Raw genomic sequence first — 13,045 nt, forward strand, 5'->3', positions numbered from 1 at the left:
GGGCGCTCAGGCGGTCAGGTGTTCCTGCAACCGCGGCATCAGCTCGACGAGGTTGCACGGGCGGTGGCGGGAATCGAGCTGGAAGACGAGAATGTCGTCCCAGCCATCCTTCACCGCGCCGGTCGAGCCGGGCAGGGCGAAGAGATAGGTGCCGCCCGCCACCCCGCCGATCGCGCGGGACTGGATCGTCGAGGTGCCGATCTTCTGGTAGCTCAGCATGCGGAACAGCTCGCCGAAGCCTTCGATTTCCTTCTCCAGCACGCGGGAGAAGGCCTCCGGTGTCACATCCCGCCCGGTGATGCCGGTGCCGCCCGAGGTGATCACCACGTCGATCGCCGGATCGGCGATCCAGGCGCGCAGCTGGGCGGCAATGAGGTCGGCGTCGTCGCGCAGGATGGTGCGCGCGGCGAGGCTGTGGCCGGCGGCGATCACCCGCGCGGCCAGCGCGTCGCCCGACGTGTCGGTCTCCGCCGTCCGCGTGTCCGAGATGGTCATCACCGCGATGGCGACGGGAACGAATGGACGGGTTTCGTCGATGCGCGACATGGCGTGGCTCCTTCTGTCTGTCGCGTCATATAGCGATTCGGCGCCGGCCGCGCAGCCCGGCCCTTGACGAAGTGCGGGGCGGATGAATGTCTTGCTCATGGCATATCCAGCACTCGCGCTGACGCTTCTGCTCTTTCTCATGCTGGTGATGGCGGGCGCCTGGGCGGCGCAGCGCGCGACCCGCAATTCCGGCTGGGTCGACGTGTTCTGGACCTTCGGCACCGGCATTGCCGGGGCGGTCGGCGCTCTGGTCCCGCTCGGCACGGCGGCTCCGGCGCGGCGGCTGCTGGTGGCGGCGCTGGTGCTGGTCTGGGCCGGGCGGCTCGGCGGCTACATCCTGCGCCGCACCGCCGCCATCCGCCACGAGGATGCGCGCTATGCCCGGTTCCGCGCCGAATGGGGCGCGCGGTTCGAGCGGCGGATGTTCGGCTTGCTGATGATCCAGGCCGCGGTCGCCTGGCTGCTGGCGCTGGCGGTGACACTCGCGGCGAGCAACCCTTACCCGCTCGCCCCCGGCCTGACGCTGGCCGGGCTTGCCGTGTTTGCCGGATCGGTCGCCGGCGAAGGGCTGGCGGATAGGCAGATGCACGCCTTCCGCGCCGATCCCGCCAATCGCGGCAAGGTCTGCGCCCGCGGCCTGTGGGCGTGGTCGCGCCATCCGAACTATTTCTTCGAGATCCTGGTCTGGCTCGCCTATCCGCTGATTGGGCTCGCCGGGCCGTGGTGGCCGGGCCTTGCCGGCCTAGCCGCGCCGCTGTTCATGTATTGGCTGCTGGCGAAGGTTTCGGGCGTGCCGCCGCTCGAACGCGAGATGCTGGCCTCGCGCGGCGACGCCTATCGCGATTACCAGGCCCGGGTCAGCCCGATCGTGCCGTGGCCGCCGCGGCGGCGCGGCTGAGTGCCGTGCATCCGCATGCCGCCCGGCGCCGTATCAACAACGGCCTGAACCCAGCTTCGGAGTGAACGCATGAACCTTGCCGCCACCATGGCCGGAATGGCCGAGCGCCTGCCGATCCCCGACGCGCTGACCCGCCGCGGCATCGCCGGGCTGGTCGGCCGGACCGACCGCAAGCTCGCGGTGCTGACGGCGGATGCCGAGCGCGCCTTCGCGCGCGAGATGGCCCGCCTGCCGATCGCCCTGCACACCGATGCGGCAAATGCACAGCACTACGAGGTGCCGGCGGCGTTCTTCGGCCATGTGCTGGGAGAGCGGCGTAAATATTCCTGCTGCTTCTTCGCTTCGCCCACGGTGTCGCTCGGGCAGGCCGAAATCGACGCGCTGGAACGCACCTGTGACCACGCCGCGCTTGCCGATGGCCAGTCCATTCTCGAGCTTGGCTGCGGCTGGGGCTCGCTCAGCCTGTTCATGGCGGAGCGCTACCCTGCGGCGTCCATCACCGCTGTGTCGAACTCCGCCTCGCAGCGCGCGCATATCGAGGCCGAGGCCGCCCGCCTTGGCCTTGCCAATCTGCGCGTCATCACCGCGGACATGAACGAATTCACCCCGGAGCGGAGATTCGACCGCGTCGTCTCGGTCGAGATGTTCGAGCACATGTCCAACTGGCAGGGCCTGCTCGGGCGCATCCGTCACTGGCTCGCCCCGGGCGGGGCGCTGTTCCTGCATGTCTTCTCGCATCGCTCCGGCGCCTACCGCTTCGATCATGACGATCCGGCGGACTGGATCGCGCAGCATTTCTTCACCGGCGGCATCATGCCGAGCCACGGGCTGATCGGCCAGTTTTCCGACCTGTTCGCGGTCGAGGCCGACTGGCGCTGGAACGGCACGCACTATGCCCGCACCGCGCGGTGCTGGCTTGAGAATTACGACCGCAATGCCGGGCCGATCGGCGCGATCCTGCGCAGCGTCTATGGCACGGAGGCGGGTGTGTGGAAGCGGCGCTGGCGGCTGTTCTTCCTCGCCACCGAAGGGCTGTTCGGGCACGCTGGTGGCGAGTCCTGGGGGGTCAGCCATTACCGGCTGCGCCCGGTCTGATGCGTGCCGCCGCCCGCGCCCTTGCCGGCTTCGTTGCGCATGAGGACGGGCTGACCGCGACCTGCAATACCATCGCCCTCGTGCTGGCGAGCAACACGCCGTTCTATCCGCTCTATCTATGGGCCGTGCTCGGGCGGAATACTGGCCCCTTTGTCCTGCTGACCCTAGCCTCGCTGCCCTTCTGGCTCGCGGTGCCGCTGCTCGCCCGGCGCAGCGGCTATGCCGCGCGGGCTTTGCTCTGCACGGTGGGAACACTGAACACCGCATGGTGCACTCATGTGCTCGGCTTCTCCTCCGGGGTGGCGCTGTTCCTCATTCCGTGCGTGATGCTGGCGACTCTCGGCTTTCACCAGGCCGAACGGCGGACGATGTTCGCCCTCGCCGCGCTGCCCTTCCTTGCCTATGCCGCGCTGCGCCTCGCACCGATGCCGCCGATCGCGACCTACCCGGCGTCCGTTGCCGCCTCGCTCGCGACGCTGAATGGCTTCAGCGTTGCCTGCCTGACATTTTTCCTCGGAATCGCCTTCGCAGCCGTCCGCCCCTCGGCGCCGGCGGCGCGGGGCTGAGCCGGGCCGACCGCCTGGCCTCTTGCCTTCGCCGCGCCGCGCCGCTAGAGACATGCCGACCGGGTGCGTAGCTCAGCGGGAGAGCATCGCCTTCACACGGCGGGGGTCACAGGTTCAATCCCTGTCGCACCCACCAGATTTTCCAAACAAATCTATGATTTAGAGGATGGTCTGGCCCGGTCCAATCAATTTTCCTGATTTTGCGCCCCGATTTTTCCTGCTTAATCGCGGCTACAAGCTGCTATGGCGGCGAGACGGCTCTGATGTCTCAGTGATTTGAACGCGAGGGCAACCCGATCGGCTTGCATGGCAGGGTTGGACATTCCGGATGAGCCGGGAAGCCGCAGCATGAGCGCGGAGTGTTGAGGCAGAGATTGGGAAAAGCTCTTTGTTGATCAGCGGCAGGCTAGCAGACCACATTCGGCGTGTTTCTCGTCCGAGATCAGCGGGACCTCTCAACAGAATTCAACAGAGCTTAGCGCCAGTCGGGCGATAAGCCCCGAAGGCGGCGGTCAACGGTGGCCGGTCGCTCGTCTTGCCACTCTCGACCTAACGGGCTGCTGCAAGAGGTCTGTGAGAGGAACGCCGTCCTAGGTGGGTTCGGCCTGGTGAGGCATTTTCCACTCGGGTGCGGTTCGAGTGCTTTCTTCCGGCTCAGGTACCGAGCGGTTTCGGCAGCCTTGGCAGATTGCAGGCCACCATCGCCAAAGTGAAGCGGGCCCGCACGTGCTTGATGCCGCATACATGGTCTGCGCCATGCCGCCGACTGTCTTGGTCCAGCCGAAGGGGGCCTCGATCTTCGTCCGGCGTCACTGCGATTTCGCTAGCCCGGGTGCCGGGTGGTTCTGCCATCGATGGCGGAGCGCCGAGACTTCCGGGCGGCATGCGGCGTGACCACCATCTGGCGCAGATCAGCGGTGAAGTCGGCGCTGTCGTAGCCGCTGTCAGCCGGCCGCGTCAGGCGCCGGGTCGATCCGGACGAATGCCTGTGAAGCATCTGCTGTGCGGCCCGACATGCGGCGTGGCCACCGCCCTGCGTCAGGTCGGCCTGCACGATCAGGCTGGAGCGGTTCTCCATCAGGCTATGCCCCAATGAAGCACAGCATGGCCCCTGCGCCGGGTGACGTCTTGAACAGGCGGGCGTCGGGATCGATCGTCGAAGCACGGGTCGCGCTGGAGTGTCGTTCGCCGCGGAAATCGGCTTCGGCATTGCGGTTGCGGCGTGGGGCGGGTCATCGGTCGCAGCGGATGCCGCGCCGGGATGCGCTCCTCAAGATCGACGTAGATCAACAGCGATCACGTCACCTCGTCCGATCGGCGCATTGCCACCTCCGTCCTCGCAGTGGCGTTGGTGCATCATGTTCTGCAGCCGGCCTCGAGGCGGGGACTCTTCAGCGCCTTGTTAAGGGGAACGGCTGAACTTGTATGGGCGCAGTAGGGATCATTGTATGGGAATTGTGGAAATGAATCAGTATAAACTGATCGATTTCAGTGATTTGGTCGAACCGTTTAGATGCGGATGAAATATGCGATAAATCTGGGTACTGGGCGTTATTGTTGTGATTGCATTCGAAAATCTCGGATTTTGATGCATTACTTCATGACAGGTCAGCAAAAAATCCCACCTTGGCATGATTGCTGAAAAATCCAACAATGAGATGGGTGATCGCTGCGATCAGTTCGCCCACGTAGGTGTTGGCAAGCTGCGAAAGCCTGGCTTCGCGAAAAGATAGCCTTGCATGAGCGTAATCCCGAGATCGTTCAACGCCGAGCATTCGCCAAGCGTTTCGATGCCTTCGGCAACGACGGTGATCCCCATTTCCCGGCACATCGCAGCGCAATGGCTGACGATGCTCCTGCGCCTCTTGTCTGACTCGATGCCGCGGATCAGTTCCATATCGAGCTTCACCAGATCCGGGCGGAATTTGGCGAGTAGATTGAGATTGGAATATCCCGACCCAAAATCATCAATCGCCGTGCGGAAGCCCATAGCTGCGTATTCCGCCACGATATCGGCCAAATGATCGGGCGCGCTCAACAATTCTCCCTCGTTAATCTCGAAGATAAGCTTTCTGGTTGGAAATCTGGTCCGGGCGGCAGCTTGCAGAGTCGTGCGAATGCACGCTCGGGGCTCATAGACTGCATTGGGCAGAAAATTGATCGAGAGATCGCAAGAACTATCGCCGAGCCCAAGAGCGGCGGCGGTTTCAATCGCCGTCACTCGACATGCTTGGTCAAAAGCATAGAGTTCCGACTGGCCGATGGTTTCCAATATACTCCCAGCCGACTCTCCGGCGGGGCCGCGCACCAAAGCCTCATAGGCGAACACTGATCGTGCCGCGACATCGATGATTGGCTGAAATGCCATGGCGAGCGGCCTGTCGAATTGCCCCTGTCGACAGCCTGCACATGAGCTTGTGTCTCTGAGGCGCGCTTTTATCAGCCCCATTATCGCGTCGCCATTATTGATACATCCTCAAGTAGATGCTTTCGCGAGATACAAATTAAGCATCCAAAAGAATGCAACCAATTATTTAACGATCGCCTAAAATATATATCACCGTTTCTCGACGTCGCTGATGGTTCAGTCAATCGTGCGGCCAAGGCATGCGTCGCATCGTCAATGAGCAGTCTCGGGCCAGCGTTTCGCCGTCCCTTGACGCCGACGGCGCCATCACCTTATCAATATGATAATTCGATAATTCCGGAAATGACGATGAACGGACCGCCGGCAATCGACGCATCCTGGACCGTCGCGGCGCTTGCCGCTCTGGCGCACGAGCACCGTCTCGCCGCCTATCGCTTCCTGGTCGAGGCAGGACCGGCTGGCCTGCCGGCGGGCGAGATCGCCGAGCGGCTCGGCCTCGCGGCGTCATCCCTCACATTCCATATCCAGGCCCTGACCCGCGCCGGGCTGATCACCCAGCGGCGCGCCAGCCGCCATGTGATATACGCTGCCGATTTCACCGCCATGAACGGCTTGGTCGCCTATCTCGTGCGCAATTGCTGCGGCCACGCGGCCGCCCCCGCGCCGGCCTGTGAACCGGGGCGGTCCGCAACAAAACAAGGATCAGACACATGACCGTCACGATCTACCACAACCCTGCCTGCGGCACGTCGCGCAACGTCCTCGGCCTGATCCGCAATGCGGGGCTCGAGCCGGTGGTGATCGAATATCTGAAAACCCCGCCCTCGCGCGAGGAGTTGCGCGGCCTGATCGCGCGGATGGGCGTGCCCGTTCGCGCCGTGCTACGCGAGAAGGGCACGCCCTATGCCGAGCTCGGTCTCGATGATGAAACGCTGACCGACAATGCACTGCTCGACGCGATGATGGCCCACCCGATCCTCATCAACCGGCCGATCGTCGTCACCGAGCGCGCCGTCCGCCTCTGCCGCCCCTCCGAAACCGTGCTCGACATCCTGCCCACTCCCCAGCAGGGCGCCTTCACCAAGGAAGACGGGCAGCAGGTGGTCGACGACGCCGGCCGCCGCCTGCCCTGACCCACCCGCCCGTCACCCGGAAGACCCTCCATGCTCGCCTTCGCGATCTTCATCGCCACACTCGCGCTCGTCATCTGGCAGCCTCGCGGCCTCGGCATTGGCTGGAGCGCGATGGCCGGGGCGGCGGTCGATCTCGCCCTCGGCATCGTCCACTGGCGGAATATCCCCACCGTCTGGCACATCGTCTGGAACGCGACCTTCACCTTCGTCGCGCTGATCGTCGTTTCGCTGCTGCTGGACGAGGCCGGTTTCTTCCGTTGGGCGGCGCTGCATGTCGCGCGCTGGGGCCGTGGGCGCGGACGCCTGCTGCTGCCGCTGGTTGTGCTGTTCGGCTTCGCGATCGCCGCGGTCTTCGCCAATGACGGCGCCGCACTGCTGCTGACGCCGATCGTCATGGCCATTCTCGCCAGCCTCGAATTTCCCCCCGCCGCGGCGCTCGCCTTCATCATCGCGACAGGCTTCGTCGCCGACACGACGAGCCTGCCGCTGGTCATCTCCAACCTCGTCAACATCGTCAGCGCCAATTTCTTCGGCATCGGCTTCACTCGCTACGCCCTGGTGATGGTACCGGTCGATCTCGTCGCCCTCGCGGCGACCCTCGGCGTGCTGATGCTGCGCTACGGCACCGTCGCCAGCCGGCATTATGATGTGGACGACCTCGAAGCTCCAGCGCACGCAATCCGCGACCATGTCGTCTTCCGCGCTGCCTGGCCGGTGCTCGCCCTCCTGTTCGTGGCCTATTTCGTCACCGCGCCGCTCGGCGTACCGGTTTCCTATGTGACAATCGCCGGCGCGATCGCGATGCTGGCCCTCGCCGCGCGCTGGCCTGGTGGCGGCGGCCGCGTGATCGATATCGGGCGTGTGCTGCGCGGCGCGCCGTGGCAAGTGGTGATCTTCAGCCTCGGCATGTATCTGGTCGTCTACGGGCTGCGCAACGCCGGGCTGACTGACCAGCTCGCCTCACTGCTGCGGATCTTCGCCGCGCATGGCATCTGGGTTGCGTCGCTCGGCACCGGCATTCTCGCCGCCCTACTTTCCTCAGTGATGAACAACATGCCGAGCGTGCTGGTCGGCGCGCTGGCGATCTCCCATGTCCATCCCCCCACCGCCATCCGCGATGCGATGGTCTATGCAAATGTCATCGGCTGCGATCTCGGCCCCAAGCTCACCCCGATCGGCAGCCTGGCGACGCTGCTCTGGCTGCACGTACTCGCCGGCAAGGGCGTGCGGATCGGCTGGGGGCAATACATGCGTGTCGGCCTGCTGATTACCCCGCCGGTACTGCTGGTCACGCTCGCCGCGCTTGCGCTCTGGCTTCCCATGCTGGGATCCTCCGGCCACGGATGAGGACGCCCCTTTCCCTTCGATTACCGCGCGCCTGCCGGCAGCCAGGCGAACCTCGATATGACTCGCGCAGATCACCGATTCCGACCAGCAAACGCAGCCGAAATAATAGGTCAGACGTCGTTTCTCGATGTAGGAACACAACGCCGTGATGGCTTTCCACAGGTGGCACAAACGTGTGTCACATGTGTGGGGCGATATTAAGTGACATCAGCACATTCAATGAGTTGTGAAGCGTGGCGTCCCCGGCGGGATTCGAACCCACGGCCCCAGGATTAGGAATCCTGTGCTCTATCCGGCTGAGCTACGGAGACAACCTGTTCTTATATAGTTCAAACCGGCTACAACGTCACGCCGCGTCGCTCACCGGTTGGTTGAGGCGGTATCCACCGCCCTCGGTGATCAGCAGTCGGGCATGGGCTGGCTCGGGCTCGATCTTCTGGCGCAGCCGGTAGACATGCGTCTCCAGGGTATGAGTGGTGACAGCGGCGTTGTAGCCCCACACCTCGTTCAGCAGGACCTGTCTGCCAACCGATTTCCCGCCCGCGCGGTAGAGGAATTTCAGGATTGCAGCCTCCTTGTCGGTCAGGCGAATCCGTCTGTTCTGTGAGGGTTCGTGCAGCAACTTCATCGCGGGGCGGAATGTGTACGGCCCGATCTGGAGGACTGCGTCCTCGCTGCTTTCAAAGTTGCGGAGATGAGCGCGCAGCCGGGCCATCAGCTCAGCGAGGCGGAAAGGCTTGGCGACATAGTCGTTCGCCCCTGAATCGAGCCCTCGCACCACATCCTGCTCAGCCGCGGACCCGGTCAGCATGATGATCGGAACCTTGATTCCCTCCTCACGCAACCGTGCGCAGAAGCTGCGTCCGTCGCCGTCGGGCAGGCTTACGTCAAGGATGATGGCATCAAACCGTTGCTCGGCCGAAGCAATCATTCGTTCGGCTTCAACAATCGAGCCGGCCTCGCTCGGCGCGAACTCGTCCTCAGCCCGCAATTGCTCGCAGAGCGTCGAACGCAATGCCAGATCATCATCGACGACCAGGATCGGGTGAACGTTCGCCATGTATCCCATTTCCTCGAATTCTCCGTTCCAAGCCCGGCACTGCTGCCGCACCAGGGAGTTTGCCGCTCTTTCCTATAGTTCAAAAGGTCCGATTCGCAGACCTTTCATTATAAATCTTCCATGATCTCGCTCACATGCGCGTGAAAACGCGGCAATCTTCGTGCAATGTCGGAAAATGGCCGGCGATATGGCGCAACAGACGGGTTCCATCTTATATCTGTACGACCATGAACTCATTGCCAGTCCAGGGTCAGAAGAGCACGAACGCCGACGCGTCCGGAACCTTGCCACCGCTTGATCCGGTGCGCACCCGCGCGGTGCATAGAGCCGTCGGCGACGCGCGGCGGGGCGTGCCGGTCGTGCTGGCCGGGCAGCATCCGCTGATCGTCGTCCCGGCCGAGACAGTGGGTGCCGAAGGGCTCCACCTCATCGACCGCCTGGGAAGTTCCGGCGCCATGCTGTTGCTGGCCCCGTCGCGGGCGGCCGCCGTGTTACAGGAACCGCTTGATGAGACTCTCCCGGCGATTGCGCTCGGCCTGACCCGCCCGCTGATCGATGTCGCCACACTCCGCCGCCTTGCGGATCCAACCCTTGAGCAGATCATGCCAGGCTTCCGCCGTGTTGCGCCGCCACCTCTGGCCGAGGCGGCGCTGGCGCTGGGCAAGCAGGCGCGGCTGTTGCCGGCGATGATCACGGCGCCGGTCCGTCCGGGCTGGGCGTCGCTGCCTCTTGGTGGCGGCCTGCTGGCGGTGCCTGCCGCCGACCTGCTGGCTTACAATCGGAATGTCGCGGCAACCCTTCACCGCGTGGCGGAAGTCGCGGTGCCGCTGGACGACGCGCCGGACGCTCGACTCGTGGCGTTTCGCGCACTCGATCAGGGTATCGAGCACATGGCGATCCTGGTCGGCGACCCGTCGGCGCAGGCCGCGCCGCTGGTGAGGATCCATTCCGAATGTTTCACCGGCGATCTGCTGGGCTCGCTGCGCTGCGACTGCGGCCCCCAGCTCAAGGGGGCCATTCGTCGCATGGCGCAGGAAGGCGGCGGTGTCGTCCTCTATCTCGCGCAAGAGGGGCGCGGAATCGGGCTGATCAACAAGTTGCGCGCTTATACGTTGCAGGATCGCGGTCTCGATACCGTCGATGCCAACCGGGCGCTTGGCTGGGGGGCGGACGAACGCAACTTCCACATCGCTGCCGCGATGCTGGCGGCATTGGGGCTCGACCACATCCGCTTGCTGACGAACAATCCCGAAAAGACGGCCGGCCTCGCCGCGTGTGGCGTGGATGTCGTCGAGCGGGTGCCGCATGTGATCGCGCCGAACGGCGTCAACGACCTTTATCTTGCGACCAAGGCCCGCCGGTTCGGCCACCTGCTGGACTAGATGCGCCAGTGACGTCGACAGGCAACGCGCGGACGGCGCTATTACGCGAAGGGGGGCCGATTACGCTGGCGGCCGCCGGGCTGACATTCCGCGTCGCCATCGGCAAAGGGGGCGTCTCTGACAGGAAGCGCGAAGGAGACGGCACGACGCCAGCCGGCCTCCTCGTGCTCCGGCGCGTGCTGTACCGCGCCGATCGGATCTCACCGCCGGTGTGCGCGGTGCCGCGCGAGCCCCTGTCTCCCGACGATGGCTGGTGCGACGACCCCCAGCATCCTGACTACAACCGGATGGTCCGCCTGCCGCATGAGGGCCGGCATGAACGTCTCTGGCGCGCCGACGCCGTCTACGATCTGGTCGGCGTGCTCGGCTGGAACGACAACCCGGTGGTCCGCGGTTCTGGGTCGGCGATCTTCCTGCATGTGGCGCGCCCGGATTATGCGCCGACCGATGGTTGCATCGCTCTCGCCCTGCCCGACCTTCTGGCGTTGCTGAAGGCCGGGCTTGAGGCGATCATGGTTCAGTGACCGAGAGGGATGTTTACCCCGAAGGAGACGCTGGGCGGGCCGACGTAGACCGGCGGCGGCGGGGCATAGTAGACGGGCGGCGGCGGATAATACGCCGGCGGAGGCGCATAGCCGTAGACATAGCCGCGGTGCCAGCCTCCATCGTCATCGTCATGGCGCCATCCGTGATGCCAGCCATGGTGCTCCCAGTGATCGTGTCCCCAGGGTGGGTCGGCGAAGGCGGTTGCCCCCGTTGCCACTAGGCCAATTCCGGCGGCGAGCAGGACCGAGGCAACCCGGCCGATTCGGCCTGTCGCTTTTCTGCTGCGTTCCGACATCTTCAAATCTCCTGCATTCGTCGTTGGTCCGATACAGACGACCCCATGATGGCATCGAAAGGGCGGCTTTCGGTGCGAATTGTGGCTTACAAAAGTTTCACCCGGCGTCCGCATGCCAAAAGCACTTGCGAAACCCCCCATGGGCCGGGCATGCAGGGGCGTGACACATCCGAAGACGTTTTCCGAAGCATGGAGCCAGCCGTGAAACGGCGCTTGAGAGCGTTGGTGCTGCCCGTTCTCTTCCTCGTGGTGACGGCGTATTTCGTTTTCAATGCCATCAATGGTTCGCGCGGGATCATCGCCCAGCGCCACGACCAAGCCGTTCTTGTGAAGGACCGGCAGTCATTGACCGATGTGACGGCCCGGCGCGACCGCTGGCAGGCCCGGGTCGATGCCCTGCATCATCACGCTATCGCGCCGGACATGCTCAACGAACAGGCGCGAGCCGTGCTCAATCTTGCTGATCCCGACGATCTCGCCGTGCCGCTCCATCCGGCCCCGGCCCCGGCGTCGTCCGCGCCTGCGGCACCAACGCCTGCGGCGCCGGGCCGTCCCCACTCCTGAAGCCGCGTCTGGAGCAAGGCGGGTTTCCCGAGATTCCGGCGAATCCTGGCACGAAATAGGGCTTTCGTCGTGCTGATCAGGGCCTTAACCAATTTTTGGTTAACATGAATATTGCATTGCACCATCATTGTTTTTTTGTTTTCCCGCTTGCGTCGTGCCCCCGTTCCGACGCATTGGAAAGAGATCAACCGACGGAGGGGGATCATCGTGGCCAGCCGTACAAGATCGACGGGCGGGAAAGCCCAGCCAGCCTCACGCAAGCGCAGCAGCCAGAAACAGCAATCCATGGACAGGGACGAGCTTCTGGCCGCCTACGAAAAGATGCTGCTGATCCGCCGTTTCGAGGAAAAGGCCGGCCAGCTCTACGGCATGGGGCTGATCGGCGGGTTCTGCCATCTCTATATCGGGCAGGAAGCGGTGGTGACCGGCATGCAGCTGGCGATCGAGCCGGGCGACCAGGTCATCACCTCCTATCGCGATCACGGCCACATGATCGCCTGCGACATGGACCCGAAAGGCGTCATGGCCGAGCTGACCGGCCGGGCCGGCGGCTATTCCAAGGGCAAGGGCGGCTCGATGCACATGTTCTCGAAGGAGAAGGGCTTCTTCGGCGGGCACGGCATCGTCGGCGCGCAGGTCTCGCTCGGCACCGGCCTTGCGTTCGCCAATCACTATCGCGGCAATGACCGCGTCTGCCTGACTTATTTCGGCGAGGGCGCCTCGAACCAGGGCCAGGTGTTCGAGAGCTTCAACCTCGCGGCGCTGATGAAGCTGCCGGTGATCTTCATCATCGAGAACAACCGCTATGGCATGGGCACCAGCGTCGAGCGCGCGTCGGCCTCGCGCGATCTCAGCCTGAACGGCGCGCCCTGGAGCATTCCGGGCCTGCAGGTGGACGGGATGGACGTTCAGGCCGTCAAGGAAGCGGGCGAGCAGGCGGTCGCGCATTGCCGGGCGGGGAACGGGCCGTTCCTGCTGGAGATGAAGACCTATCGCTATCGCGGCCACTCGATGTCCGACCCCGCGAAATACCGCACCCGCGAGGAGGTGCAGAAGATGCGGACCGAGCACGATTGCATCGATCTCGCCCGCAAGGCGCTGGAGGCGATGGGGGTGAGCGACGAGATGTTCAAGGCGATCGACGACGACATCAAGAAGCGGGTGCAGGACGCGGCCGATTTCGCGCAGCAGAGCCCCGAACCCGATGAATCCGAACTCTGGACCGATGTGCTGGTGGAGGGCTGA

14 protein-coding genes, 2 tRNA genes and 1 pseudogene are annotated in these 13,045 nt (G+C 64.3%); 11 read left to right on the forward strand and 6 right to left on the reverse strand.

Going from position 1 to position 13,045, the window contains the following annotated elements; all coding sequences use genetic code 11:
* Window positions 1-6: 6 nt before the first annotated feature.
* Window positions 7-546 (reverse strand): molybdenum cofactor biosynthesis protein B, encoded by a 540-nt coding sequence (moaB, locus tag ACRY_RS16530; RefSeq protein WP_007422041.1) that lies wholly within the window; start codon window positions 544-546, stop codon window positions 7-9.
* A 97-nt stretch (window positions 547-643) separates the two neighbouring features.
* On the opposite strand from moaB, the gene ACRY_RS16535 reads away from it, so the two are divergent.
* From ACRY_RS16535 to ACRY_RS16550, 4 genes are all read left to right on the forward strand, one after another.
* Window positions 644-1,444 (forward strand): DUF1295 domain-containing protein, encoded by an 801-nt coding sequence (locus ACRY_RS16535; protein WP_043509379.1) that lies wholly within the window; start codon window positions 644-646, stop codon window positions 1,442-1,444.
* Between the two features lie 69 nt (window positions 1,445-1,513).
* Window positions 1,514-2,539 carry an SAM-dependent methyltransferase gene (locus ACRY_RS16540; RefSeq protein ID WP_007422043.1) on the forward strand — a complete coding sequence of 342 codons (1,026 nt, stop codon included), beginning with the start codon at window positions 1,514-1,516 and terminating at the stop codon, window positions 2,537-2,539.
* A complete protein-coding gene (locus ACRY_RS16545) occupies window positions 2,539-3,105 on the forward strand; it encodes a hypothetical protein (RefSeq protein WP_007422044.1) in 567 nt (188 codons plus the stop codon). Before ACRY_RS16540 ends, ACRY_RS16545 begins: the two co-directional genes overlap by 1 nt.
* Before the next feature lie 61 nt (window positions 3,106-3,166).
* Window positions 3,167-3,241, forward strand: a tRNA-Val gene (locus ACRY_RS16550).
* Window positions 3,242-3,759: 518 nt separating this feature from the next.
* Here ACRY_RS16550 and ACRY_RS19255 read toward each other — a convergent pair.
* Together ACRY_RS19255 and ACRY_RS16560 are read right to left on the reverse strand one after the other, a co-directional pair.
* A pseudogene (locus tag ACRY_RS19255) lies at window positions 3,760-4,331 on the reverse strand (transposase); the annotation flags it as partial.
* A 449-nt stretch (window positions 4,332-4,780) separates the two neighbouring features.
* Window positions 4,781-5,473, reverse strand: a complete 693-nt coding sequence (locus ACRY_RS16560) for an EAL domain-containing protein (RefSeq protein WP_007422046.1) — start codon at window positions 5,471-5,473, stop codon at window positions 4,781-4,783.
* Between the two features lie 342 nt (window positions 5,474-5,815).
* Here ACRY_RS16560 and ACRY_RS16565 point away from each other — a divergent pair, with 342 nt between their 5' ends.
* From ACRY_RS16565 to ACRY_RS16575, 3 genes are read left to right on the forward strand one after another with little or no spacing between them, the layout of a single operon-like run.
* Entirely contained in the window at window positions 5,816-6,187 is a 372-nt protein-coding gene (locus ACRY_RS16565) for an ArsR/SmtB family transcription factor (protein WP_012040330.1), read from the forward strand.
* Window positions 6,184-6,606, forward strand: a complete 423-nt coding sequence (gene arsC, locus ACRY_RS16570; RefSeq protein ID WP_007422048.1) for an arsenate reductase (glutaredoxin) — start codon at window positions 6,184-6,186, stop codon at window positions 6,604-6,606. Before ACRY_RS16565 ends, arsC begins: the two co-directional genes overlap by 4 nt.
* 30 nt (window positions 6,607-6,636) lie before the next feature.
* Window positions 6,637-7,953 (forward strand): arsenic transporter, encoded by a 1,317-nt coding sequence (locus ACRY_RS16575; RefSeq protein ID WP_012040331.1) that lies wholly within the window; start codon window positions 6,637-6,639, stop codon window positions 7,951-7,953.
* Window positions 7,954-8,187: 234 nt separating this feature from the next.
* Here ACRY_RS16575 and ACRY_RS16580 read toward each other — a convergent pair.
* Window positions 8,188-8,264, reverse strand: a tRNA-Arg gene (locus tag ACRY_RS16580).
* Window positions 8,265-8,299: 35 nt separating this feature from the next.
* Window positions 8,300-9,022, reverse strand: a complete 723-nt coding sequence (locus tag ACRY_RS16585) for a response regulator transcription factor (RefSeq protein WP_012040332.1) — start codon at window positions 9,020-9,022, stop codon at window positions 8,300-8,302.
* A 218-nt stretch (window positions 9,023-9,240) separates the two neighbouring features.
* On the opposite strand from ACRY_RS16585, the gene ribA reads away from it, so the two are divergent.
* Both ribA and ACRY_RS16595 read left to right on the forward strand, forming a co-directional pair.
* On the forward strand, window positions 9,241-10,395 hold the full coding sequence (ribA, locus tag ACRY_RS16590; protein ID WP_012040333.1) for a GTP cyclohydrolase II: 1,155 nt from the start codon (window positions 9,241-9,243) through the stop codon (window positions 10,393-10,395).
* A gap of 8 nt (window positions 10,396-10,403) precedes the next feature.
* Window positions 10,404-10,919 carry a L,D-transpeptidase family protein gene (locus tag ACRY_RS16595; RefSeq protein ID WP_012040334.1) on the forward strand — a complete coding sequence of 172 codons (516 nt, stop codon included), beginning with the start codon at window positions 10,404-10,406 and terminating at the stop codon, window positions 10,917-10,919.
* Here the strand turns inward: ACRY_RS16595 and ACRY_RS16600 are convergent.
* Entirely contained in the window at window positions 10,913-11,236 is a 324-nt protein-coding gene (locus ACRY_RS16600; RefSeq protein ID WP_231295296.1) for a hypothetical protein, read from the reverse strand. The two genes, ACRY_RS16595 and ACRY_RS16600, sit on opposite strands and share 7 nt — an antisense overlap.
* Before the next feature lie 201 nt (window positions 11,237-11,437).
* Between ACRY_RS16600 and ACRY_RS16605 the strand changes: the two genes are divergently transcribed.
* Window positions 11,438-11,800, forward strand: coding sequence for an FtsB family cell division protein (locus tag ACRY_RS16605; protein ID WP_012040336.1), 363 nt, complete (start codon window positions 11,438-11,440; stop codon window positions 11,798-11,800).
* A 285-nt stretch (window positions 11,801-12,085) separates the two neighbouring features.
* Window positions 12,086-13,045 (forward strand): pyruvate dehydrogenase (acetyl-transferring) E1 component subunit alpha, encoded by a 960-nt coding sequence (pdhA, locus tag ACRY_RS16610; protein ID WP_007422058.1) that lies wholly within the window; start codon window positions 12,086-12,088, stop codon window positions 13,043-13,045.

This window comes from Acidiphilium cryptum JF-5, from assembly GCF_000016725.1.
Lineage (GTDB): Bacteria > Pseudomonadota > Alphaproteobacteria > Acetobacterales > Acetobacteraceae > Acidiphilium > Acidiphilium multivorum.

Coding starts and splice junctions, on each gene's coding strand:
- moaB (WP_007422041.1), bottom strand. CDS start 546: ATGTCGCGCATCGACGAAACCCGTCCATTCGTTCCCGTCGCCATCGCG.
- ACRY_RS16535 (WP_043509379.1), top strand. CDS start 644: ATGGCATATCCAGCACTCGCGCTGACGCTTCTGCTCTTTCTCATGCTG.
- ACRY_RS16540 (WP_007422043.1), top strand. CDS start 1,514: ATGAACCTTGCCGCCACCATGGCCGGAATGGCCGAGCGCCTGCCGATC.
- ACRY_RS16545 (WP_007422044.1), top strand. CDS start 2,539: ATGCGTGCCGCCGCCCGCGCCCTTGCCGGCTTCGTTGCGCATGAGGAC.
- ACRY_RS16560 (WP_007422046.1), bottom strand. CDS start 5,473: ATGGCATTTCAGCCAATCATCGATGTCGCGGCACGATCAGTGTTCGCC.
- ACRY_RS16565 (WP_012040330.1), top strand. CDS start 5,816: ATGACGATGAACGGACCGCCGGCAATCGACGCATCCTGGACCGTCGCG.
- arsC (WP_007422048.1), top strand. CDS start 6,184: ATGACCGTCACGATCTACCACAACCCTGCCTGCGGCACGTCGCGCAAC.
- ACRY_RS16575 (WP_012040331.1), top strand. CDS start 6,637: ATGCTCGCCTTCGCGATCTTCATCGCCACACTCGCGCTCGTCATCTGG.
- ACRY_RS16585 (WP_012040332.1), bottom strand. CDS start 9,022: ATGGGATACATGGCGAACGTTCACCCGATCCTGGTCGTCGATGATGAT.
- ribA (WP_012040333.1), top strand. CDS start 9,241: ATGAACTCATTGCCAGTCCAGGGTCAGAAGAGCACGAACGCCGACGCG.
- ACRY_RS16600 (WP_231295296.1), bottom strand. CDS start 11,236: ATGTCGGAACGCAGCAGAAAAGCGACAGGCCGAATCGGCCGGGTTGCC.
- pdhA (WP_007422058.1), top strand. CDS start 12,086: ATGGACAGGGACGAGCTTCTGGCCGCCTACGAAAAGATGCTGCTGATC.